We start from the raw sequence: 21,055 nt of genomic DNA, 5'->3' as shown, positions 1-21,055 counted from the left end.
ACTTCGGTCTGGCTTTTTTTTATTTCACAAGCTGTGCAATCTGCGCTTTCCACGGGGCGATATCGCCGATGTTGGCCTGTACCCACTCCGCGTTGTAGTAGGTATCAAGATAACGCTCGCCGCTGTCGCACAGCAGCGTGACGATGGAGCCGGTGCGGCCCTCTTCGCGTATACGTGCGGCAAGCTGCAGTGCGCCCCACATGTTGGTACCCGTCGATGCGCCCACTTTGCGGCCCAGTTGCGTCTCCAGCCAGTGCGCCGTTGCCACGCTGGCGGCATCCGGCACGCGCATCATCTCATCCACAACGTCGGGGATGAAAGAGGGCTCCACGCGCGGGCGGCCAATCCCTTCAATTTTACTGCCCACCGGGCTGCGCAGACCGGCATCGCGGTTTTGCCAGTAGTCGAGAAACACGGAGTTCTGCGGGTCAACCACCATCAGTTGGGTATCGTAGCCCTGACAGCGGATGTAGCGCCCAATCGTGGCTGACGTGCCGCCGGTACCGGCGCTCATGACGATGTACGATGGAACCGGATGCGGTTCGTGGGTCATCTGGCGGAAAATACTGTCGGCAATGTTGTTATTGCCGCGCCAGTCCGTCGCGCGCTCGGCGAAGGTGAACTGGTCCATATAGTGGCCGTTCAGCTCGCGGGCCAGCATTTCGGAGGCGGCGTAGATTTCGCAGGCGCTTTCCACAAAGTGGCAGCGACCGCCGTAAAATTCGATCTGCTCGATTTTGCGTTTTGCGGTGCAGGACGGCATCACCGCGATAAACGGCAGGCCCAGCAGGCGGGCAAAATAGGCTTCGGACACCGCCGTTGAACCGGATGAGGATTCTATGATGGTGGTGCCTTCTTTGATCCAGCCGTTACATAAACCGTATAAAAACAGCGAGCGCGCCAGGCGATGCTTCAGGCTACCGGTAGGATGGGTGCTTTCGTCTTTCAGATAGAGCTGAATGCCGTCAAATCCCGGCAGGGAAAGGCGAATCAGGTGCGTATCCGCCGAGCGCTGATAGTCGGCATTGATTTCGCTGATCGCATGTTTAACCCAGGTGCTATTCATCGTCGTTATCCGTTTGTCATTTTGTGCCTAGCATAGCGAAAAGCACAGAAAAAATTGTTGCTATCTGGCCTTTAAAATAGAATGAAGGGAGAAAATTTTTCTCTGCGAGGTGGGTATGCTAGATAAAATTGACCGCAAGCTCCTTTCATTGCTGCAAAATGACTGTACCCTCTCTTTGCAGGCGCTGGCAGATGCCGTTAATCTGACCACCACCCCGTGCTGGAAGCGCCTTAAGAAGCTGGAAGATGACGGCATTCTTCTGGGGCGCGTCGCGCTGTTAGATCCCGAAAAGCTGGGGCTCGGGCTGACGGCATTTGTGCTGATAAAAACCCAGCATCACAGCAGCGACTGGTATTGCCGCTTCGTCACCCAGGTGTCGGAGATGCCCGAGGTGCTCGGTTTCTGGCGAATGGCCGGAGAGTACGATTACCTGATGCGCGTCCAGGTGGCCGACATGAAGCGCTATGATGATTTCTACAAGCGGCTGGTGAACAGCGTACCGGGTTTGTCGGACGTCACCTCAAGCTTCGCCATGGAACAGATTAAATACACCACAGCATTACCTATTGAATAACTTCGTAAAATACCTTCAGGAACAAACCGCGTGCGATTATTTGCCCAACTAAGCTGGTACTTTCGTCGGGAGTGGCAACGCTACCTCGGCGCAGTATTCCTGCTTATTATCATTGCCATCCTGCAGCTGATCCCGCCGAAAGTGGTGGGATACGTCGTGGATGGCGTCACCGAACAGCATTACACCACCGCACGGGTGTTGATGTGGGTCGGCACGCTGGTGCTGACGGCCGTCATTGTTTATCTGCTGCGCTACGTCTGGCGCGTGCTGCTGTTCGGTGCGTCCTATCAGCTGGCCGTTGAGCTGCGTGAAGATTTTTACCGCCAGCTGAGCCGACAGCATCCCGAATTTTATCTGCGCCATCGCACCGGGGATCTCATCGCCCGTGCGACTAACGACGTCGATCGCGTGGTCTTTGCCGCCGGGGAAGGGGTGCTGACGCTGGTGGACTCGCTGGTGATGGGCTGTGCGGTGCTGATCGTGATGTCCACGCAGATCAGCTGGCAGTTGACCCTGCTCGCCCTGCTGCCGATGCCGATCATGGCGCTGGCGATCAATCGCTATGGCGAACAGCTGCACGAGCGCTTTAAGCTGGCGCAGGCGGCGTTTTCGTCTCTGAACGATCGCACCCAGGAGAGCATGACCAGCATCCGCATGATCAAAGCGTTTGGCCTGGAAGACCGACAGTCTGCGCTGTTTGCCGCCGATGCGGCAGACACGGGAGCGAAGAACATGCGCGTCGCGCGTATCGACGCCCGGTTTGACCCGACGATTTATATCGCGATTGGCATGGCAAACCTGCTGGCGATTGGCGGCGGAAGCTGGATGGTGGTGCAGGGCTCGTTGACCCTGGGGCAATTGACCAGCTTTGCGATGTATCTGGGGCTCATGATCTGGCCGATGCTGGCGCTGGCCTGGATGTTTAACATCGTTGAGCGCGGCAGCGCCGCCTATAGCCGCATTCGCGCCATGCTGGCCGAAGCGCCGGTGGTCATTGACGGTAGCGAAGCCGTACCGGAAGGGCGCGGCGTCATGACCGTCGACGTCCGGCAGTTTATCTATCCGCATACGGAGCATCCGGTACTGGAAAACGTCAGCTTTACCCTGCAGCCAGGGCAGATGCTGGGCATCTGCGGCCCGACGGGATCCGGCAAAAGTACCGTGCTCTCTCTGCTTCAGCGCCACTTTGACGTCACCGAGGGCGATATCCGCTTCCACAATATTCCCCTGACCAGACTGCTGCTGGATGAGTGGCGCGGTCGCCTGGCGGTCGTCAGCCAGACGCCGTTCTTATTTTCGGACACGGTGGCGAACAACATTGCCCTGGGACGCCCTGCGGCGACGCAGGAAGAGATTGAACATGTGGCGCGTTTGGCCAGCGTACATGATGACATTTTGCGTCTGCCGCAGGGTTACGAAACGGAAGTCGGGGAACGCGGCGTCATGCTGTCCGGGGGGCAAAAGCAGCGTATCTCCATTGCCCGCGCCCTGCTGCTGAATGCTGAAATCCTGATCCTGGATGATGCGCTTTCCGCCGTGGACGGCCGTACCGAGCATCAAATTCTGCATAACCTGCGCCAGTGGGGCGACGGACGCACGGTCATTATCAGCGCCCACCGTTTGTCAGCGCTCACTGAGGCCAGCGAAATTCTGGTATTGCAGCACGGGCACATTGCCCAGCGTGGACAGCATGAAACGCTTGCCGAGCAGCCGGGCTGGTATCGAGATATGTACCGCTATCAACAGCTTGAGGCGGCGCTGGACGATGCGCCGGAGCAGAATGAGGAGGCCGCCAATGCGTAAGCTTGGAACGATGTGGCCGACGCTCAAACGTCTGCTGGCCTACGGCTCGCCGTGGCGTAAACCGCTCTCCGTGGCCGTGCTTTTACTCTGGATTGCGGCGATTGCTGAGGTGAGCGGTCCGCTCCTCATCAGCTATTTTATCGACAACATGGTCGCCAAAAGCTATCTGCCGCTGGGGCTGGTGGCGGGCTTAGGCGTGGCCTACGTTGGCTTACAGCTGACGGCAGCAGGGTTGCACTATGCTCAGTCGCTGCTGTTTAACCGTGCAGCCGTGGGCGTTGTTCAGCAGCTGCGTACGGATGTGATGGACGCGGCGCTTCGCCAGCCGCTCAGCGAGTTTGATATCCAGCCGGTCGGGCAGGTGATTTCGCGCGTGACCAACGATACCGAGGTGATCCGCGATCTGTACGTCACCGTGGTGGCAACCGTACTGCGCAGCGCAGCGCTGATTGGCGCGATGCTGGTCGCGATGTTCAGCCTCAACTGGCGGATGGCGCTGGTGGCGATCGCTATCTTCCCGGCGGTGCTGATCGTGATGGTGATCTATCAGCGCTACAGCACGCCGATTGTGCGTCGGGTGCGCGCTTACCTGGCCGACATCAACGATGGCTTCAACGAAGTGATCAACGGCATGAGCGTCATTCAGCAGTTCCGCCAGCAGGCGCGCTTTGGCGAGCGTATGGGCGAAGCCAGCCGTTCGCACTATATGGCGCGTATGCAGACGCTGCGCCTCGACGGTTTCCTGCTGCGTCCGCTGCTGAGCCTTTTCTCTGCGCTGGTGCTTTGCGGGCTGCTGATGCTCTTTGGCCTGAGCTCAAACGGTACGATTGAAGTGGGCGTGCTGTACGCCTTTATTAGCTATCTGGGACGCCTTAACGAGCCGCTGATCGAGCTCACCACCCAGCAATCGATGCTGCAACAGGCGGTAGTTGCCGGTGAACGCGTGTTTGAGCTGATGGACAGGCCGCGCCAGGCCTACGGCAATGACGAGCGACCTCTGCAAAGCGGGACTATCGCCTTTGATAACGTCTCGTTTGCCTATCGCGAAGACCGGCTGGTGTTGCAGGACATCACGCTTGACGTTCCATCACGCGGTTTCGTGGCGCTGGTGGGGCATACCGGCAGCGGTAAGAGCACGCTTGCCAGCCTGTTGATGGGCTATTATCCGGTCACGCAAGGTGAAATCCGCCTCGACGGACGCCCGCTCGCGTCTCTTAGCCATACGGTGTTACGCAAAGGCGTTGCGATGGTGCAGCAGGATCCGGTCGTGCTGGCCGATACCTTCTACGCCAACGTGACCCTGGGGCGAGACTACACCCAGGAGCAGGTCTGGGACGTGCTGGAAAAAGTGCAGCTGGCAGAGCTGGCGCGCGGGTTTAGCGAGGGGATCAATACCAAACTGGGCGAGCAGGGGAACAATCTCTCCGTCGGGCAAAAGCAGCTCCTGGCGCTGGCGCGGGTGCTGATTGAAACGCCGCAGATACTGATTCTGGATGAAGCGACCGCCAGTATTGACTCCGGCACCGAGCAGGCCATCCAGCAGGCGCTGGACGCGGTACGCGACCATACGACGCTGGTGGTGATTGCCCACCGTCTTTCCACCATCGTCGATGCCGATACCATTCTGGTGCTACATCGCGGACAGGCCGTTGAACGCGGTACGCACCGTGAACTGCTGGAAGCAAAAGGGCGCTACTGGCAGATGTACCAGCTGCAGCTGGCGGGCGAAGAGCTGGCGGCCAGCGTGCGCGATGAAGAGTCGCTTAGCGCCTGATGCACTAAAATGAGGCGTTGCTCTAACAGTCATTCCTGTTGGTGCAAAACTGAAACGCACCCTGCACCGGCATGGTGCGTTTTTTTTCACCTGCGCGTTTAACAGAACCGTGTAACGCTCATCGCGCCGCTGTTCCCCCTCGTTTTCATTTCTGGCACACCCCTTGCAATACCTTCTGCGTAAGCTACGGCCATTACCGAATTCTGACTGGAGGGGATCTATGAAGCTGGTTACGGTTGTAATCAAACCATTCAAACTCGAAGACGTGCGTGAAGCGTTGTCTTCAATGGGTATTCAGGGACTGACTGTCACCGAAGTGAAAGGCTTTGGTCGTCAGAAGGGTCATGCCGAGCTTTATCGCGGGGCGGAATACAGCGTTAACTTCCTGCCAAAAGTAAAAATTGATGTCGCAATTGCTGACGATCAGCTTGATGAAGTTATTGATGTCATTAGCAAAGCGGCCTATACCGGCAAAATTGGCGACGGCAAAATTTTCGTTGCCGAACTGCAGCGCGTCATTCGCATTCGTACCGGCGAATCTGACGAAGCGGCTCTGTAAGTAACTCCTGGCACACAGTGATAGGGATCGAGAAAATGAAGATAGCAACACTCAAAACGGGTCTGGGTTCGCTGGCACTGCTGCCGGGCCTGGCGCTGGCTGCTACCCCTGCGGTGGTCGACAAAGCCGATAACGCCTTTATGATGATCAGCACCGCGCTGGTGCTGTTCATGTCCATTCCGGGCATTGCGCTGTTCTACGGCGGCCTGATCCGTGGCAAAAACGTTCTCTCCATGCTGACGCAGGTTGCCGTGACGTTCGCACTGGTCTGCGTGCTGTGGGTGGTTTACGGTTACTCGCTGGCGTTCGGCACGGGCAACGCGTTCTTTGGTAACTTCGACTGGGTGATGCTGAAAAATATTGAGCTGACCGCGCTGATGGGCAGTTTCTATCAGTATATCCACGTTGCGTTCCAGGGCTCCTTCGCCTGTATTACCGTCGGGCTGATTGTGGGCGCGCTCGCCGAGCGTATTCGTTTCTCTGCCGTCCTGATCTTCGTGGTGGTCTGGCTGACGCTCTCCTATGTGCCGATTGCGCACATGGTCTGGGGTGGTGGTCTGCTGGCAACGCACGGTGCGCTGGACTTCGCGGGCGGTACCGTTGTACACATCAACGCCGCGGTAGCGGGTCTGGTTGGCGCATACCTGATTGGAAAACGCGTGGGCTTTGGTAAAGAAGCGTTTAAACCGCACAACCTGCCGATGGTCTTTACCGGTACGGCTATCCTCTACTTTGGCTGGTTTGGCTTCAACGCCGGCTCAGCGAGTGCAGCAAACGAAATCGCCGCGCTGGCCTTCGTGAACACCGTTGTGGCCACGGCGGGTGCAATCCTCTCCTGGGTGTTTGGCGAGTGGGCGGTACGCGGTAAACCTTCTCTGCTGGGGGCCTGTTCGGGTGCCATTGCCGGTCTGGTTGGCATCACCCCGGCGTGTGGTTATGTCGGCGTAGGCGGCGCGCTGCTGGTCGGCCTGGTGTCAGGTCTGGCGGGTCTGTGGGGCGTTACCGCACTGAAACGCGTGCTGCGCGTTGACGACCCATGCGATGTGTTTGGCGTGCACGGCGTGTGCGGCATCGTCGGCTGTATCATGACCGGTATCTTCGCTGCCAAATCGCTGGGCGGTGTAGGTTACGCTGAAGGCGTCACCATGGTTCATCAGCTGCTGGTACAGCTGGAAAGTATTGCTCTCACCGTTGTATGGTCTGCCGTTGTCGCTTTCATTGGCTACAAACTGGCGGACATGACGGTCGGTCTGCGTGTCCCTGAAGAGCAGGAACGCGAAGGTCTGGACGTCAACAGCCACGGCGAGAATGCGTATAACGCGTAATAAACAGCAAAACGGCAACCTTAGGTTGCCGTTTTTAGTGTGTATTCCCTCTCCCCGTGGGAGAGGGTCAGGGTGAGGGCATCAGGCCGCACAAGGTAAAAGCAAAACGGCAACCTTAGGTTGCCGTTTTTAATGTGTATTCCCTCTCCCTGTGGGAGAGGGTCAGGGTGAGGGCATCAGGCCGCACAAGGTAAAAGCAAAACGGCAACCTATGGTTGCCGTTTTTAATGTGTATTCCCTCTCCCCGTGGGAGAGGGTCAGGGTGAGGGCATCAGGCCGCACAACATCAACCTCTGTTACGCATCACCCCTTCCTGCACCGTAGAAGCCACCAGCACGCCGTCCTGGGTATAAAACTCCCCGCGCACAAACCCGCGAGCGCTTGACGCTGACGTACTCTCCACGCTGTAGAGCAGCCACTCATTCATGTTGAAGGGACGGTGGAACCACATGGAGTGATCGATCGTCGCGACCTGCATCCCTTTTTCAAGGAACCCGACGCCGTGCGGCTGCAGCGCCACCGGCAGGAAGTTGAAATCTGACGCATAGCCCAGCAGATACTGATGAACGCGGAAGTCCTCAGCCACGGTGCCGTTAGCTCGGATCCAGACCTGGCGCTTCGGCTCGGCGGGGTGACCTTTCATCGGGTTATGGAACTCTACCGGGCGGATCTCCAGCGGTTTATCGCAGAGAAACTTCTCTTTGACCTGCGGCGGAAGCAGATGCGCCAGCGCACGGGCAATGTCGGTCTCTGATTTGAGATCGTCTGGCGCGGGTGCCGGCGGCATCACTTTTTGATGCTCGTAGCCGGGTTCCGGCGCCTGGAAAGAGGCGGTCATGTAAAAGATCGGCTTGCCGTTCTGAATGGCCGCTACGCGGCGAGCGCTGAAGCTGTTGCCGTCTCTCAGGACCTCAACGTCATACACGATTGGTTTCGCGCTATCGCCAGGGCGTAAGAAATAGCTGTGGAACGAATGCACCAGACGGTCTGCCGGGACAGTCTCCTTTGCAGCGTACAGCGCTTGTCCAACGACTTGCCCCCCGAAGACCTGGCGTAAGCCGAGATCTTCGCTCTGTCCGCGAAAGAGTCCTTCCTCAATTTTTTCCAGATTCAGTAATGTCAGCAGATTGTTCAGTGCCTGACTCATAGTTGTCCTCAATAAACGCCGTAGCGAAAGATAGGCAGAGTATAACGCAGAAATGAAAGTGGTCCGATGGGTAGAATAATCTGAATATCGGCACGTTTTCAGGCATAAATCGGTGATCTGTGCCACACTTAAATACGTTATGTGATTGAAACGACATCGGATGGGATCGATCCCGCTGGTGCATTGATAAGGAGACTTCGATGAAACTCGTGCCCATGCTAAGTGGTGTAGCTATTGCGGTGGCGTTGTCCGCCTGTGCCGGTAAGAGCGCCCAGGTGCCAGTGCCAGCAGCAGACCCGAACGGGATTAATACCCTTTCGCAGCAATCCATTCAGCAGCCTAACGTTTCCGGTACCATCTGGATTAAACAGAAAGTTGCGCTGCCGCCGGATGCGGTATTAACCGTGACGCTGTCTGATGCTTCTCTGGCCGACGCGCCGTCGAAAGTCGTGGCTCAGCGCGCCGTTCGTACTGAAGGCAAGCAGGCGCCGTTTAGCTTCGTGTTGCCGTATAACCCGTCGGACGTGCAGCCTAACGCCCGTATCCTGCTGAGCGCAGCGGTAACCATCAACGGTAAGCTGGTCTTTATCACCGATACGGTCCAGGAAGCGATTAACAACGGCGGGACTAAAGTCGACCTGAACCTGGTGCCGGTGCAGCAGACCGAAGTACCGGTCGCACCGCAGACCAATCAGCCGTCCCTGCCAACCCCACCGACTCAGATGTAATGTTTGCATTGCCCCTCTCCTCCGGGAGAGGGGTCAATATACCCAGCGAAATTTCTGCAAATCGATCTGACCCGACCCTGACACCTGCACCCCTTCTGAAAGTAACGCCTGACGCTGACGCTGGAGATCCGGCCCGGTGAGCGAAATGACGCCATGACGATTCACCACCCGATGCCAGGGCAACGTACTTCCTTCCGGAAGCCGTTTCAGGACGCCGCCAACCTGTCGCGCCGCGCGCGGGGAACCCGCCAGACGTGCGATATCACCATAGGTGGTGACGTAGCCTTCCGGGATTGAGGCCACGATTTGCCATACGCGCTGTGGAAAGGAGTCGTGTTCGTCCATACCTTCACCTGTGGGGAGTTTCTGGAAAGCTATGGTAAACGAAGATCTTCATGATTGCTGCGCCTGTTTGCGCAAGAAACCAGCATCCGGTTCCTGGTCGCTTGCAATTGGGCCTTAGCACAGGGATAATGCGCCAGCGCGTTGGTTATCAACGCTCTCAATGGGGGCTCTGTTGGTTCTCCCGCAACGCTACTCTGTTCACCAGGTCAGGTCCGGAAGGAAGCAGCCAGGGCAGACGACGTGTGTGCCGGGATGTAGCTGGCAGGGCCCCCACCCATTTCTGCCCTCATAGAATCTTCCAGCTTCACCTCTCCACTTGAATCGCTATTCCACAATAAGATTGTGCCTATATCGTGTAATATATATTTCATTGTACTGAAATATTATTGTCATAAACCTGTAATAATAGACTGTCATTTTATAATTGGACGGTTATTTTCTTCCATAACTCAAAAAAATATATATCTGGATAACATTGTTAACTTCGTGTATTAAATAAAGTACTTGTTCCGAAGGGAAGTGACAAACATGGCTACAGCGGTATTAAACGTTAAGATTGATGACGCGCTAAAAGAAAGGCTTCGCCACTATGCGGAAGTCAATAACGAGAATTTAAGCGTGACGACAGAGAAACTGCTGCTGCTGGCGTTCGAAGCAGTAGAAGAGGCGGGAGTATCGGAAGAGGATATTGATAATCAGCATACGGAAGAAGAGAGTGTTTCTCCTTTTACTCCTAAAGAAATCAAAGCTCTACGTAAACTTCTGAAGAAGAGAAAATGAAACAACAACTGTCAACTGCCAGTGACTACAAAGAGGCCTGCGATCTGTTGCGTTCAGGCTACGTGAAGCATGTACGTCTTGGCTGGAATGTCGGAAGTGATGAGTTCTTTCGTATTGCGTCTGACTGGTGTGATACCGGCGCAAAAATAAAGAAAGACGGTGAAAGCTTCGTTATTTCACTGAAAGGTTTTCCTATTCCTGCTCAGCATTAAATTCTGACCGGTGAAAACTGCTGACTGCCTTCGTGACAGTCAGCAGTTTTTATTTTTTATGATCTGCTTCAAAAATTTTAATATTAGATCACGCTGCGTTTTAACGATGGCACGTTTTTATTCAGGGCGAGCCATAGCGGTTTGATCCTCAGCAACGCCTGCTCAAGCTCTGTCGATTCGAGCGAGAAGGGCATCCGTAAATAGCGGTCAAACGCGCCAGATAAACCAAACCGCGTACCGGTCCCCAGGTTGATTCCCAGAATCTCCGCCCGCGCGGCAAGCTGTGTCGCCAGCATGCCCGGGAGCTCTATCCAGTAAGAGAGCCCGCCTTCCGCTTCATGAAATTTCCAGTCCGGGAAATGTTCGCGCAACAGTTCACCGCATCGATCGCGTCGTTCCGCCAGCATCTTCCGGCGCGAGGGCAGAAACGTCTCGCTGTTGTTAATGAGCCACTCCATCGCCAGCTGTTCCAGCAGCGGCGAGCCTAAATCCAGGGTATCCCGCGTCTGGGCAAGCGTGGCGATAGTGCGCGAGGAGGCGCGGATCCAGCCGAGGCGCAGCCCTCCCCAGAAGCTTTTTCCGGCAGAGCCTAAGGTGATGACGGTGGCCTGCGGGTTAAAGGCGGCCAGCGGAGGCGGGGGAGGCGCATCAAACCAGAGATCCACCATCGTTTCATCCACCACCAGCGCCGTGCGGGTTTGGGCCGCGATATCCGTGATGGCCCGACGGGTGGCGATATCCATACAGCGCCCGGTGGGGTTATGAAAATCAGGCATCAGATACGCCAGGCGCGGCGCCGTCTGGGCAAGCGTTGCCGCGAAGCCATCCGTATCCCAGCCGGTTTCCGGCAGCGATACCCCCACGGGCCGACACTGCGCGCCCTGAATAGCGGCAATCGCCAGCGGATAGGTGGGGTGATCGACCACGACGCGGTCCCCCGGCCCGGTCATCATCCGCAGGACCAGCGCAAAGCCGCTGACGGCGCCATTGACCACCATCACTTCGTCTGCGCGGGTGGGAAGACCCCGCGCGGTATAGCGCGCAGCGATGGCCTCCCGCAGCGTCGGCAGCCCTAGCTGATCGTAGCCCGTCAGCGAGAGATGCTGCGTAATGGCCGTGAGCGCATGGGCATAGGCCTGATGGATCTCCGGCCCGGCATTGAGAGCGGCAGTGGAGAGATCCAGTGCGGCACTTGCCGCTGAAAGGGTGGGAACGGCGCGCGTATCCGGAAGGAGCACGCGTGACCCGCTGCCGTGGCGGCTTTCAAGATAACCCTCTTCTCGCAGGTGGGCGAGGGCGCTGCTGATGGTGGTCCGGCTCACGTCCAGCGCGGAGGCCAGCTCACGCTCGCCCGGGAGACGCGTATTCAAAGCCAGACGCCCATCAAGGATTAACAGACGCAGCGCGTCGGCCAGCTGTCGCCAGAGCGGGGTGCGGGATGAGGCTTGCTGCCAGTGGCCTAAAAGGCGTACCAGAGACTGGCTTCCGAAGCGACGTGATGACATATGCAGTCCACTATTTGAAAACTGGACATTAATCATAGTGCCATTTTAGGTCAGGATGAAAGCCTGGTTCACTGGAGAAGATAAAAATGGTACGTCGTCTGCTACAACTCTATGTCGGTTTAGGACTGTATGGCCTTTCCACCGCGATGTTTATTCGTTCCGATTTGGGTGTCGATCCCTGGGATGTTTTTCACCTTGGGGTGGGGATGCAGCTGGGGATGACTATCGGGACGGTAATTATTTTAGTCGGTGCTGCGGTGCTGCTGCTGTGGATCCCGCTGCGTCAGATGCCGGGCCTTGGCACGATCAGTAACGTGATTTGTATCGGTCTGGCCGCGGACGCCAGCATGGCGCTTATCCCGGAACTGGATTCGTTACCCGTTCGAATCGCTTTCCTGGTGTCGGGCATCGTGATGAACGCGATTGCGACCAGCATGTACATCGGTGCCGGTTTCGGGCCCGGCCCGCGCGACGGCCTGATGACCGGCATTCATGCCCGTCTGGGGTGGTCCATTCGCAGCGTGCGCACCTCAATTGAAGTCTCCGTCCTGCTGATTGGGTGCGTGCTTGGCGGCACGTTTGGGGTGGGAACCGTACTGTATGCCCTGACCATTGGCCCGCTTATTCAGCTCTGTCTGCCCTGGTTCCGCCAGAAGCCGCGCATTGAGGAAATACCCCAGCCGGAGCGGGTTGTTTAATTTTGCGAAGCGCTCACATGTTTTAACGGCGTCGCTGTGCCAGAATAGGGGCACGATAAACGCGATGCCAGAATGCATGAAAGCTATCACTCTCTATGATGTCGCCCTCCTTGCGGGGGTTTCTTATCAAACCGTTTCCCGCGTCATTAACAACGCGGAACATGTGTCTGCCCGCACGCGAGAAAAGGTGCAGCTGGCGATGGCGGAGCTGCACTACGTTCCAAACCTTCGGGCACAGCAGCTGGCGGGTAAACGCACCCGTACGCTGGGCCTCATCACTACCGACCTGGCCCTGCACGCGCCTTCACAAATTGTGTCGGCGGTAAAATCGCGCGCGGCGGAACAGGGGGCGAGCGTCCTTATCTCCATGGTGGAGCAACCCCGGCAGTGTCAGGCCGCGCTTCAGGCGCTGCTGGCACAGCGGGTGGAGGCGCTGCTGGTGAATGTGCCGCTGGACGATCCGCACGCCGAAGAGCTCAGGGCGCTGGCGTCGCCTGTTCCGGTGCTGTTTCTCGATGTATCACCCTCAGCGCAGGTACACAGCCTCGTGTTTAACGCAGAGCAGGGGGCGCATCTGGGCGTTGAGCATCTGCTGTCGCTGGGACATCAGCGCATTGCTCTGCTGAGCGGGCCGGAAAGCTCGGTCTCTGCACGGGCACGCCTGGCGGGATGGAAAGCCGCTCTGGCATTCGCGGGGCTTGAAGCCGCTGCGGTGGCCTGCGGTGACTGGAGCGCGGCCAGCGGATATGAGAAGGGACATCTGCTGTTGTCTGCGGCGACATTACCGGACGCGATTCTGGTGGCGAACGATCAAATGGCGCTCGGGGTGATGCGCGCCTGCGCGGAAAAAGGGGTAGCGGTTCCGGGCCAGATATCGGTGGTTGGGTTCGACGATACGGCTGACAGCGCCTGGTTTTCTCCGCCGCTGACGACCATTCGGCAGGCGTTTCGCGAGGCGGGCGAACGCAGCGTGGAGTGGCTGCTTGAGCCCTCCGGGGACGAGGCGTGCTGGCAGGTTCAGCAGCCGGTGACGCTGGTTACCCGTCATTCCAGCGCCCGCCGCGCGCCGCAGCAGGCCGAACGCGAGGATCTGGCGCAGCAGCTCAGAAGCCTGGCACTCCTGGCCGAGCAGCTTGCCCGCAAATAAGACTTTTGTGATCTGACTCGCTACCCTGCGATTGAGTGCTTTACCGTCGCAGGGTGCCAGGGCATGTTAACCAAAATTGTGAGCGCTTCGCAAAGAGGTTAACATGTCTGACACTCCCTCGCTGACCCTCAGCGCCCTCCTGGCCCGTCGGGACTGGGAAAACCCCGTAGTTACCCAGTGGAACCGTCTGGCCGCACACGCGCCGTTGCACAGCTGGCGCAATGAGCCTTCGGCCAGAGATGACGCCGGATCCGCCAGCAGGCAAACTCTCAACGGGCTATGGCGGTTTAGCTATTTTACCGCGCCGGAGCAGGTTCCTCAGTCATGGGTAACCGAAGATTGCGCGGATGCCGTTGCGATGCCCGTGCCGTCTAACTGGCAGATGCAGGGGTTCGACACGCCCATCTATACCAATGTCACTTATCCCATCCCCGTTAACCCACCTTTTGTGCCGCAGGAAAACCCGACCGGCTGTTACTCGCTCACATTTGAGGTGAATGACGCCTGGCTTCAGAGCGGGCAGACCCGCATCATCTTTGACGGCATTAACTCGGCGTTTCATCTGTGGTGCAACGGGCAGTGGATAGGCTATTCCCAGGACAGCCGGTTGCCCGCGGAATTTGACCTCTCGGCGGCATTACGCCCCGGGCAGAACCGCCTGGCGGTTATGGTATTGCGCTGGTGCGACGGCAGCTATCTGGAAGATCAGGACATGTGGCGCATGAGCGGCATCTTCCGCGATGTGACCTTGCTGCATAAACCCAAGACGCAGATTGCCGATTATCACGTCGTGACGGATCTGAATGCGGAGCTGGACCGCGCGGTGCTGAAGGTGGATGTCACGCTGGCAGGCGCTGACTACGCGGAGTGCGACGTGGCGATAACGCTGTGGCGCAACGGTGAGCGCTGTGCCAGTACCACCCAACGGCCAGGCTCTGCCATTGTTGACGAGCGCGGCAGCTGGGCCGAGCGGCTAACCGCAACGATCCCCGTCGATCAGCCCGCACTCTGGAGCGCTGAAACGCCGGAGCTGTATCGCCTGACGATGGCGCTTCTTAACCCGCAGGGTGAGGTGCTGGAGATAGAGGCGTGCGACGTGGGCTTCCGCCGCGTTGACATCAGCAATGGCCTGCTGAAGCTCAACGGTAAACCGCTGCTGATCCGCGGGGTTAACCGGCACGAGCATCACCCGGAAAACGGCCAGGTAATGGACGAAGCGACGATGCGTCGCGATATCGAAATCATGAAGCAGCACAATTTCAACGCCGTGCGCTGCTCGCACTACCCGAACCATCCGCTGTGGTACCGGCTTTGCGATCGCTACGGGCTGTACGTCGTTGACGAAGCCAATATCGAAACGCACGGCATGGTACCGATGAGCCGTCTTGCTGACGATCCGCGCTGGCTGCCCGCCATGAGCGAGCGCGTGACCCGCATGGTGCAGCGCGATCGTAATCACCCCTCAATTATCATCTGGTCCCTGGGCAATGAGTCGGGCCACGGCGCGAATCACGATGCGCTGTACCGCTGGCTGAAAACCACCGATCCGACGCGGCCTGTGCAGTATGAAGGCGGCGGCGCGAACACGGCGGCGACCGATATTGTTTGTCCTATGTACGCCCGGGTCGATCGGGATCAGCCGTTCCCGGCAGTGCCTAAATGGTCAATCAAGAAATGGATCGGCATGCCGGACGAAACGCGTCCGCTGATCCTCTGTGAATACGCCCACGCGATGGGAAATAGCTTCGGTGGGTTTGCAAAATACTGGCAGGCGTTTCGCAGCCATCCTCGCCTGCAGGGTGGGTTTGTCTGGGACTGGGTCGATCAGGCCCTGACGAAACGGGACGACGATGGCAATACGTTCTGGGCGTACGGCGGAGATTTTGGCGATAAGCCGAACGACCGGCAGTTCTGTCTTAACGGGCTGGTGTTCCCCGATCGCACGCCGCACCCGGCGCTGTACGAGGCGCAGCGCGCCCAGCAGTTCTTTACCTTTACGCGGATCGGCACCTCGCCGCTGGTGATTGAGGTGCAAAGCGGCTACCTGTTCCGCCACACCGATAACGAAGTGCTGAACTGGACGGTTGCCCGCGACGGGGACGTGCTCGCTGCAGGCGAGGTGACGCTGGCGATGACGCCTGAAGGCACTCAGCGTCTGGAGATCGCCCTGCCGGAGCTGAACGCCGGGCCGGGTGAGGTCTGGCTGAACGTTGAAGTACGTCAGCCGCGGGCAACGCCGTGGTCACCGGCAGGCCATCGCTGCGCGTGGGAGCAGTGGCCGCTTCCGGCTCCGCTCTTTATTGCTCCGCCAGCCGCGGCGGGCGAGCCGCCGGTGTTAACGCAAAGCGATCGCATCCTGGAGGTCAACCATCGCCAACAGCGCTGGCAGTTCGATCGCGCATCCGGAAACCTGACCCAATGGTGGCGAAATGGCGTTGAAACGCTGCTTTCACCTCTGACGGATAACGTCAGCCGCGCGCCGCTGGACAACGACATTGGCGTGAGCGAAGCGACGCAGATCGATCCGAATGCCTGGGTTGAACGCTGGAAAGCGGCGGGCATGTACGATCTCAACCCGCGCGTGCTGCACTGTGAGGCTGAGCAGCACGCAGGCGAAGTGGTGGTCACAACCCAGCATGTCCTTGAGTATCGCGGCAAGGCGCTGTTCCTGAGTCGTAAAGTCTGGCGCGTAGACGATCGGGGCGCTCTGCATGGCGATATTCAGGTCAACATCGCGTCTGATATCCCTGAGCCTGCGCGGATTGGCCTGAGCGTTCATCTCGCCGAAACGCCGGAAAACGTTCACTGGCTGGGGCTGGGGCCGCATGAAAACTACCCGGACAGAAAGCTGGCGGCGCAGCAGGGGCGCTGGACGTTACCTCTCGAGGCCATGCACACGCCGTATATCTTCCCGACGGAAAATGGTTTGCGCTGCAATACCCGCAAACTGATGCTGGGTGCGCATCAGCTGAACGGCCATTTCCATTTCTCGGTGAGCCGCTATAGCCAGCAGCAGCTGCGAGAGACAACCCATCATCACCTGCTGCGGGAAGAGCCGGGATGCTGGCTCAACCTCGATGCATTCCATATGGGCGTGGGCGGCGACGACTCCTGGAGCCCCAGCGTCTCGCCGGAATTCATCCTGCAGACACGTCAGCTTCGCTATACCTTCAGCTGGCAGCAGAACCCTTAACCGCCCAGGAGATGCGGCCACCGGGCGTGGCCGCATGCCTACCCCAGAATGCCGTTCAGGCCATGCAGGCTCATGTAAATTCCCACCACGGTAATCAGCGCTGCGGAGATCCACGGCGCTTTACGGGAAAATTCGCTAAACCCGGGCCAGCGTTTTGTCGCATGTTTGAGGCTTAAGGCGGCAATCGCGCCGGAAGCGACCAGCGTTAACGCCAGACCGATGCTGAAGCTAAATACCAGCGTCGCGCCGAGGGCAAAATGCTTTAGCTGCAGGCAGATCAGCAGAACGGTGATGGAGGCCGGGCAGGGGATAAGCCCGCCGGTCAGGCCAAACATCACGATCTGTCCGGTGGTGACGTTTTGACCGCTGAAGCAGCGGTTAATATCCTGCGCGTGCGCGCGCTGGTGGGCATCCTGCCACTCTTCGTCAATCAGCGTGTGCTCGTGGTGATGATGATCATGATGGTGGTCATGGTCATGGTGGTGATCATGGTCGTGATGATGATCGTGCGGCTGGCTCTCTTTCCAGGTTCGCCACGCCATCCACAGGGCGATCGCAACGATCAACACCCCGGAGATCAGCTGGAACCAGGGTTCGGACGTATGCGCATCCCAGCCCCGACCAAACCATAATCCCGCCATGGCAACGAGCCAGACCACCGCCGTATGGGAGAGCGTGGCCGCCAGGCCGAGCAGTACTGCCTGTTTCAGCGTGCCTCGGATGGCCACGATAAAGGCGGCCATCATTGTTTTTGAGTGGCCCGGCTCCAGGCCATGTAGCGCACCGAGCAGGATAGCGCTGGGAACAAACAGCCAGGCATTGCCCTGCTGAAGGAGTGAAGCAAAATCGGTCATGGGAAATTCCGGAGTGGAAAGCGTGCGAAGATACTACTCCCCCCCAGTAGTTTAATACTACCCCCCAGTAGAAAAATACTCAGGGGGAGTAGAGCGTGATATGCTTTAAAAGCTAAAAACAAGGGATACAGAGATGTCACATACCGTTCGCGACAAGAAAATGTTACTGACTCGCCTGAAGAAAATTCAGGGGCAGAGTAATGCTCTGGAAAAAATGCTCAACAGCGATCACGAATGCGCCGAGGTGTTACAGCAGCTGGCGGCGATCCGTGGAGCGGTCAATGGCATGATGATGCAAGTGATCGAAGGGCATTTAACCGATCATGTGGTGAAAGAGCCTGAAGAAGCGCAGCGTGAAGCCGATCTTGGCGTGGTATTGCGGGTGATGAAATCCTATCTCAAGTAGCGTGCGTGCCGAGGTTATTTTCTGCCCAGAGAATAAATTCCGTTTTTGGCAGCGCTTTGCTGTAGTACCACCCCTGCCCGTACTGCACGCCGTGTTGGTGCAGCCAGGCGAGCTGCCCTGCGGTTTCGACACCCTCCGCCACCATCGCCAGCTTCAGCGACTTCGCTATTTCAATGATGTGTGGCGTCACGTTTTTATATTCCAGCGCATCCACGAACGACTTATCGATTTTTAGCGTGTCGACGTCCAGATCCTGCAGATAGCTCAGGCTGGAATAGCCCGTGCCAAAATCATCAATATAGACAGGGTGACCCGAACGACGGAAAGCGGCGATAGCCGGTGCGCTAATTTTGGGATCGGCAAAACCGCGCTCGGTGAGCTCAAGGGCGATCTGTCGGGGATGGATTTGCCATTTATTCAGTAGCTGACTCAGCAGAGGCGGCAGGATGCCGGAGGTTAAGTCGGCAGGCGCGAGGTTGATGGAGATATGCTGATCCGGATGGCGCTGTAGCCAGTGGCCCATATCTTCAAACACCTTTTCGATGACGAGCTGCGTGAGCTGCGAGATGAGCCCCGTTTGCTCGGCAAGAGGAACAAAAATATCTGGCGACAGACTGCTTCCGTCCGGCTGGGGCCAGCGCGTCAGCGCTTCTGCACCCACGATTTTTCCGCTGCACAGCGCCACGATGGGCTGATAGTGAACCACAAAATCGCGGCTGTTAATGGCGTCAAGCAGGCGATTGCGCGGCGACTGGATACGGCGCAGTATCCTCAGGACAAAGAGCGCGGCAAGCAGGCTCATCAACATGCCGAACGGTAACCAGAAAAGAAGCTGCCGGTGCCAGGTTTCAGCCAGCGGTTTAAGCGTTGCCCATGCGACGACGGTAAACCCCAGTTCAGGCACAGACTTCATGACGTACATTGACCCGTTGTACTGAACGCTGGTCACACCCCGCTCCTGAATCATGTCGCGGATGTGGGAATCGAGCTTATTGCTGCTGGCGAATATGCGGTGCGTTGTGCTTCCTACCAGGGCTGCATCAATCGCTATCTCACCGAAAGGGATCACGTCCACCAGCGAGGCAGGATCGACCATCACAAGGTAGTGGCCTTTACCCAGCACCGCCATGTAGCGGTTAAACCCAAGATCGTTCTGCGTGGTCAGCCAGGCGCTGTAACCATCTTCGGTAATACGCATCGGAGGGGGGAAAGGGGCCGAATGACTGGTTTGCTCCAGGGAGGAGCAGAGCGGGCGAAGGTTATCGATATAAATCACTTCCTGGACATATCGCCACGAGAAAGCAACCCGGCGCATCTCCCTTAATTGCAAAGGGCTACACGGCACGCCCTCAAAGGCCTGCAGGTGATCGAGCGCTTCCTTTGCCTGATCCACAACCCGGTCGGTTCGTACCAGCACGCGTGAGGCATAGTTTTCCAGCGCATCGACAAATTTATCTTCCGCCTGGCGATGTGCCAGCCAGATGCTGAGGCAAATGGGGACCAGTACAGAAAAGATAAGTACGCCAGTCACCAGACTGACCAGATGTCGGGTTTTCATGCTGTCGTGTCCTTCCTCGTATACCCGTTCCTGGGCGCTGAGTTCCCTGCCTGAAGAGAAAGATTTTACCGCGAAATGATATAGTTATAGCACGTGGGTGGCATGCTTTTCATTTTATCTAAGGTAAACCAGAAAATTACGTCAGAAGAGAGGGGTTGTTTTTTCCACCTGGCCTGGATATTATTTTGTTATGTTATAACAAAACATAAAGGATTTACGATGAAACCCGATATCCACCCAGCCTATCGCACCGTGGTATTCCACGACACCAGCGCGAACGAATACTTCAAGGTCGGCTCAACCATTAAGACCGACCGCGAAATTGAACTCGACGGTGAAACATATCCGTACATCACCATCGAGGTTTCCTCAAAATCGCACCCGTTTTATACCGGTAAGCAGAAAACGTTCTCCACGGACGGCAGCGCAGCGCGCTTCCGCAAGCGTTTTGGCGGCTTTCTCAATGCGAAGCGGGGCTAACCATGCAGGTTCTTAACTCATTACGCAGTGCAAAGCAGCGTCACCCGGATTGCCAGATAGTCAAACGCAAGGGACGCTTATACGTGATTTGCAAATCCAATCCGCGCTTTAAGGCGGTTCAGGGACGTAAAAAAAGGCGCTAGACGCGTGTTTCTCGCCAGCTTTCCAGGGATCTTTTCTGTTTGCCATCGGCAGTAAAATTGTCGGTGGCAAGCCAGCTTTCAAAGGCGCTCGCCAGCGCAGGCCACTCTTTGTCGAGTATCGAAAACCAGTCGGTATCCCGGTTGTGGCCTTTTATGACCAGCGCCTGGCGAAAGCGCCCCTCAAACTGAAAGCCCAGACGCAGTGCCGCCTTGCGGGAAGGTTCGTTCAGGCTATTGCACTTCCATTCATAACGCCGATAGCCCAGGGTATCGAACACGTACCGCATCAGCAGATACTGCGCTTCTGTCGACATGGGCGTGCGGCTTAAAAGAGGAGAGAAGTGAACGTGCCCCACTTCCACGACCCCGTTTTTAGGATCGATCCGCATCAGGGACAGCGTCCCGACGGGGGACCGGGTCCGGTTATCCATAACGGTAAAGTGAATGGGATCGGATAATTCACTTACGCTCGCCACCCATTCGGCAAACTCCTCTGCGGTGGCATCGGGTTCACGCAGCAGCCACGTCCAGCTGCGGGTATCTTCGGCCAGGGAATACGCAGAGAACAGCGCGTGGGCATGCTCCACGCGCAGCGGCTCAAGCCGACAATAGTGACCCTGAAGGACCACCCGGGACGGGTGCTGACGGGGTTGCCAGTCGGTAAGCGCTTCGCCCACCGGCTGTCCGAACTGATTGAATGTCTTCATCTTAATTTCCGTGACGTTGAAAAGAGCTTCAGACTAGTGAATTGCTGGTTC

Annotated in this window: 21 protein-coding genes and 1 other RNA gene; 15 read left to right on the top strand and 7 right to left on the bottom strand. The window is 57.5% G+C overall.

The annotated features are described in order from the left end of the window. Window positions 1–19: 19 nt before the first annotated feature. Window positions 20–1,066, bottom strand: a complete 1,047-nt coding sequence (locus KIF87_RS11625) for a PLP-dependent cysteine synthase family protein (protein ID WP_213328818.1) — start codon at window positions 1,064–1,066, stop codon at window positions 20–22. 115 nt (window positions 1,067–1,181) lie between these two features. Between KIF87_RS11625 and KIF87_RS11620 the strand changes: the two genes are divergently transcribed. The 5 genes from KIF87_RS11620 to amtB all read left to right on the top strand — a co-directional run bounded on the left by KIF87_RS11620 (window position 1,182) and on the right by amtB (window position 7,101). Continuing rightward, on the top strand, window positions 1,182–1,640 hold the full coding sequence (locus tag KIF87_RS11620; protein WP_029739897.1) for an Lrp/AsnC family transcriptional regulator: 459 nt from the start codon (window positions 1,182–1,184) through the stop codon (window positions 1,638–1,640). A 30-nt stretch (window positions 1,641–1,670) separates the two neighbouring features. After that, entirely contained in the window at window positions 1,671–3,443 is a 1,773-nt protein-coding gene (locus KIF87_RS11615; RefSeq protein ID WP_213328817.1) for a SmdA family multidrug ABC transporter permease/ATP-binding protein, read from the top strand. Next, a complete protein-coding gene (locus KIF87_RS11610) occupies window positions 3,436–5,217 on the top strand; it encodes a SmdB family multidrug efflux ABC transporter permease/ATP-binding protein (RefSeq protein ID WP_213328816.1) in 1,782 nt (593 codons plus the stop codon). The genes KIF87_RS11615 and KIF87_RS11610 overlap by 8 nt, the downstream gene beginning before the upstream one ends. A gap of 220 nt (window positions 5,218–5,437) precedes the next feature. After that, window positions 5,438–5,776 (top strand): P-II family nitrogen regulator, encoded by a 339-nt coding sequence (glnK, locus tag KIF87_RS11605; protein ID WP_008503304.1) that lies wholly within the window; start codon window positions 5,438–5,440, stop codon window positions 5,774–5,776. A gap of 35 nt (window positions 5,777–5,811) precedes the next feature. After that, complete coding sequence (amtB, locus tag KIF87_RS11600) at window positions 5,812–7,101, top strand: ammonium transporter AmtB (protein ID WP_063144758.1); 1,290 nt, start codon at window positions 5,812–5,814, stop codon at window positions 7,099–7,101. Window positions 7,102–7,387: 286 nt separating this feature from the next. On the opposite strand, the gene tesB is transcribed toward amtB, so the two are convergent. After that, window positions 7,388–8,248, bottom strand: coding sequence for an acyl-CoA thioesterase II (gene tesB / locus KIF87_RS11595; RefSeq protein ID WP_121425586.1), 861 nt, complete (start codon window positions 8,246–8,248; stop codon window positions 7,388–7,390). A 200-nt stretch (window positions 8,249–8,448) separates the two neighbouring features. Between tesB and KIF87_RS11590 the strand changes: the two genes are divergently transcribed. After that, a complete protein-coding gene (locus tag KIF87_RS11590; protein ID WP_029741632.1) occupies window positions 8,449–8,976 on the top strand; it encodes a YbaY family lipoprotein in 528 nt (175 codons plus the stop codon). Between the two features lie 33 nt (window positions 8,977–9,009). Here the strand turns inward: KIF87_RS11590 and KIF87_RS11585 are convergent, their stop codons facing one another. After that, a complete protein-coding gene (locus KIF87_RS11585; protein ID WP_213328815.1) occupies window positions 9,010–9,321 on the bottom strand; it encodes an MGMT family protein in 312 nt (103 codons plus the stop codon). A 170-nt stretch (window positions 9,322–9,491) separates the two neighbouring features. On the opposite strand from KIF87_RS11585, the gene ffs reads away from it, so the two are divergent. The 3 genes from ffs to KIF87_RS11570 all read left to right on the top strand — a co-directional run bounded on the left by ffs (window position 9,492) and on the right by KIF87_RS11570 (window position 10,313). Further along, window positions 9,492–9,588, top strand: an RNA gene (gene ffs / locus KIF87_RS11580) — signal recognition particle sRNA small type. A 261-nt stretch (window positions 9,589–9,849) separates the two neighbouring features. Beyond that, window positions 9,850–10,101, top strand: coding sequence for a hypothetical protein (locus tag KIF87_RS11575; protein WP_023310587.1), 252 nt, complete (start codon window positions 9,850–9,852; stop codon window positions 10,099–10,101). Beyond that, window positions 10,098–10,313, top strand: a complete 216-nt coding sequence (locus KIF87_RS11570) for a hypothetical protein (RefSeq protein WP_023334722.1) — start codon at window positions 10,098–10,100, stop codon at window positions 10,311–10,313. Before KIF87_RS11575 ends, KIF87_RS11570 begins: the two co-directional genes overlap by 4 nt. A gap of 83 nt (window positions 10,314–10,396) precedes the next feature. Here the strand turns inward: KIF87_RS11570 and yczR are convergent, their stop codons facing one another. Further along, the gene (gene yczR, locus KIF87_RS11565; RefSeq protein WP_213328814.1) at window positions 10,397–11,818 is read right to left on the bottom strand and encodes a MocR-like transcription factor YczR; all 1,422 of its coding nucleotides are present in this window, start codon (window positions 11,816–11,818) and stop codon (window positions 10,397–10,399) included. Between the two features lie 86 nt (window positions 11,819–11,904). Between yczR and yczE the strand changes: the two genes are divergently transcribed. From yczE to KIF87_RS11550, 3 genes are all read left to right on the top strand, one after another. Further along, complete coding sequence (gene yczE, locus KIF87_RS11560; protein ID WP_213328813.1) at window positions 11,905–12,516, top strand: membrane protein YczE; 612 nt, start codon at window positions 11,905–11,907, stop codon at window positions 12,514–12,516. A 76-nt stretch (window positions 12,517–12,592) separates the two neighbouring features. Then, on the top strand, window positions 12,593–13,663 hold the full coding sequence (locus tag KIF87_RS11555) for a LacI family DNA-binding transcriptional regulator (protein ID WP_213328812.1): 1,071 nt from the start codon (window positions 12,593–12,595) through the stop codon (window positions 13,661–13,663). Window positions 13,664–13,766: 103 nt separating this feature from the next. Further along, a complete protein-coding gene (locus KIF87_RS11550; protein ID WP_213328811.1) occupies window positions 13,767–16,856 on the top strand; it encodes a beta-galactosidase in 3,090 nt (1,029 codons plus the stop codon). A 38-nt stretch (window positions 16,857–16,894) separates the two neighbouring features. Here KIF87_RS11550 and KIF87_RS11545 read toward each other — a convergent pair whose 3' ends face one another. Further along, window positions 16,895–17,710 carry a nickel/cobalt efflux protein RcnA gene (locus KIF87_RS11545; protein WP_213328810.1) on the bottom strand — a complete coding sequence of 272 codons (816 nt, stop codon included), beginning with the start codon at window positions 17,708–17,710 and terminating at the stop codon, window positions 16,895–16,897. Between the two features lie 133 nt (window positions 17,711–17,843). Here KIF87_RS11545 and KIF87_RS11540 point away from each other — a divergent pair, with 133 nt between their 5' ends. After that, window positions 17,844–18,116, top strand: coding sequence for a metal-sensing transcriptional repressor (locus KIF87_RS11540; RefSeq protein ID WP_063144750.1), 273 nt, complete (start codon window positions 17,844–17,846; stop codon window positions 18,114–18,116). Here KIF87_RS11540 and pdeB read toward each other — a convergent pair. After that, the gene (pdeB, locus tag KIF87_RS11535; RefSeq protein WP_213328809.1) at window positions 18,109–19,674 is read right to left on the bottom strand and encodes a cyclic di-3',5'-guanosine monophosphate phosphodiesterase PdeB; all 1,566 of its coding nucleotides are present in this window, start codon (window positions 19,672–19,674) and stop codon (window positions 18,109–18,111) included. The two genes, KIF87_RS11540 and pdeB, sit on opposite strands and share 8 nt — an antisense overlap. A gap of 219 nt (window positions 19,675–19,893) precedes the next feature. On the opposite strand from pdeB, the gene KIF87_RS11530 reads away from it, so the two are divergent. Further along, window positions 19,894–20,154 carry a type B 50S ribosomal protein L31 gene (locus KIF87_RS11530; protein ID WP_010428154.1) on the top strand — a complete coding sequence of 87 codons (261 nt, stop codon included), beginning with the start codon at window positions 19,894–19,896 and terminating at the stop codon, window positions 20,152–20,154. A gap of 2 nt (window positions 20,155–20,156) precedes the next feature. Then, entirely contained in the window at window positions 20,157–20,297 is a 141-nt protein-coding gene (ykgO, locus tag KIF87_RS11525) for a type B 50S ribosomal protein L36 (protein ID WP_003859006.1), read from the top strand. Here the strand turns inward: ykgO and KIF87_RS11520 are convergent. After that, window positions 20,294–21,004, bottom strand: a complete 711-nt coding sequence (locus KIF87_RS11520; RefSeq protein ID WP_213328808.1) for a GNAT family N-acetyltransferase — start codon at window positions 21,002–21,004, stop codon at window positions 20,294–20,296. The genes ykgO and KIF87_RS11520 overlap by 4 nt on opposite strands. Window positions 21,005–21,055: the final 51 nt, after the last annotated feature.

The organism is Enterobacter sp. 120016 (assembly GCF_018383635.1).
Taxonomy (GTDB): Bacteria; Pseudomonadota; Gammaproteobacteria; order Enterobacterales; family Enterobacteriaceae; genus Enterobacter; species Enterobacter asburiae_D.
Note: the sequence above shows the minus strand (reverse complement) of the source record. Positions and strands in the feature narration are given on the sequence as shown.

Excerpts from the sequence above, each read along its gene's own strand:
- KIF87_RS11570 (WP_023334722.1), top strand. The coding sequence starts at position 10,098 with ATGAAACAACAACTGTCAACTGCCAGTGACTACAAAGAGGCCTGCGAT.
- pdeB (WP_213328809.1), bottom strand. The coding sequence starts at position 19,674 with ATGAAAACCCGACATCTGGTCAGTCTGGTGACTGGCGTACTTATCTTT.
- amtB (WP_063144758.1), top strand. The coding sequence starts at position 5,812 with ATGAAGATAGCAACACTCAAAACGGGTCTGGGTTCGCTGGCACTGCTG.
- KIF87_RS11545 (WP_213328810.1), bottom strand. The coding sequence starts at position 17,710 with ATGACCGATTTTGCTTCACTCCTTCAGCAGGGCAATGCCTGGCTGTTT.
- KIF87_RS11520 (WP_213328808.1), bottom strand. The coding sequence starts at position 21,004 with ATGAAGACATTCAATCAGTTCGGACAGCCGGTGGGCGAAGCGCTTACC.
- KIF87_RS11540 (WP_063144750.1), top strand. The coding sequence starts at position 17,844 with ATGTCACATACCGTTCGCGACAAGAAAATGTTACTGACTCGCCTGAAG.
- glnK (WP_008503304.1), top strand. The coding sequence starts at position 5,438 with ATGAAGCTGGTTACGGTTGTAATCAAACCATTCAAACTCGAAGACGTG.
- KIF87_RS11610 (WP_213328816.1), top strand. The coding sequence starts at position 3,436 with ATGCGTAAGCTTGGAACGATGTGGCCGACGCTCAAACGTCTGCTGGCC.
- KIF87_RS11550 (WP_213328811.1), top strand. The coding sequence starts at position 13,767 with ATGTCTGACACTCCCTCGCTGACCCTCAGCGCCCTCCTGGCCCGTCGG.
- KIF87_RS11575 (WP_023310587.1), top strand. The coding sequence starts at position 9,850 with ATGGCTACAGCGGTATTAAACGTTAAGATTGATGACGCGCTAAAAGAA.
- KIF87_RS11555 (WP_213328812.1), top strand. The coding sequence starts at position 12,593 with ATGAAAGCTATCACTCTCTATGATGTCGCCCTCCTTGCGGGGGTTTCT.
- KIF87_RS11590 (WP_029741632.1), top strand. The coding sequence starts at position 8,449 with ATGAAACTCGTGCCCATGCTAAGTGGTGTAGCTATTGCGGTGGCGTTG.
- yczR (WP_213328814.1), bottom strand. The coding sequence starts at position 11,818 with ATGTCATCACGTCGCTTCGGAAGCCAGTCTCTGGTACGCCTTTTAGGC.
- ykgO (WP_003859006.1), top strand. The coding sequence starts at position 20,157 with ATGCAGGTTCTTAACTCATTACGCAGTGCAAAGCAGCGTCACCCGGAT.
- tesB (WP_121425586.1), bottom strand. The coding sequence starts at position 8,248 with ATGAGTCAGGCACTGAACAATCTGCTGACATTACTGAATCTGGAAAAA.
- KIF87_RS11530 (WP_010428154.1), top strand. The coding sequence starts at position 19,894 with ATGAAACCCGATATCCACCCAGCCTATCGCACCGTGGTATTCCACGAC.
- KIF87_RS11620 (WP_029739897.1), top strand. The coding sequence starts at position 1,182 with ATGCTAGATAAAATTGACCGCAAGCTCCTTTCATTGCTGCAAAATGAC.
- KIF87_RS11585 (WP_213328815.1), bottom strand. The coding sequence starts at position 9,321 with ATGGACGAACACGACTCCTTTCCACAGCGCGTATGGCAAATCGTGGCC.
- yczE (WP_213328813.1), top strand. The coding sequence starts at position 11,905 with ATGGTACGTCGTCTGCTACAACTCTATGTCGGTTTAGGACTGTATGGC.
- KIF87_RS11625 (WP_213328818.1), bottom strand. The coding sequence starts at position 1,066 with ATGAATAGCACCTGGGTTAAACATGCGATCAGCGAAATCAATGCCGAC.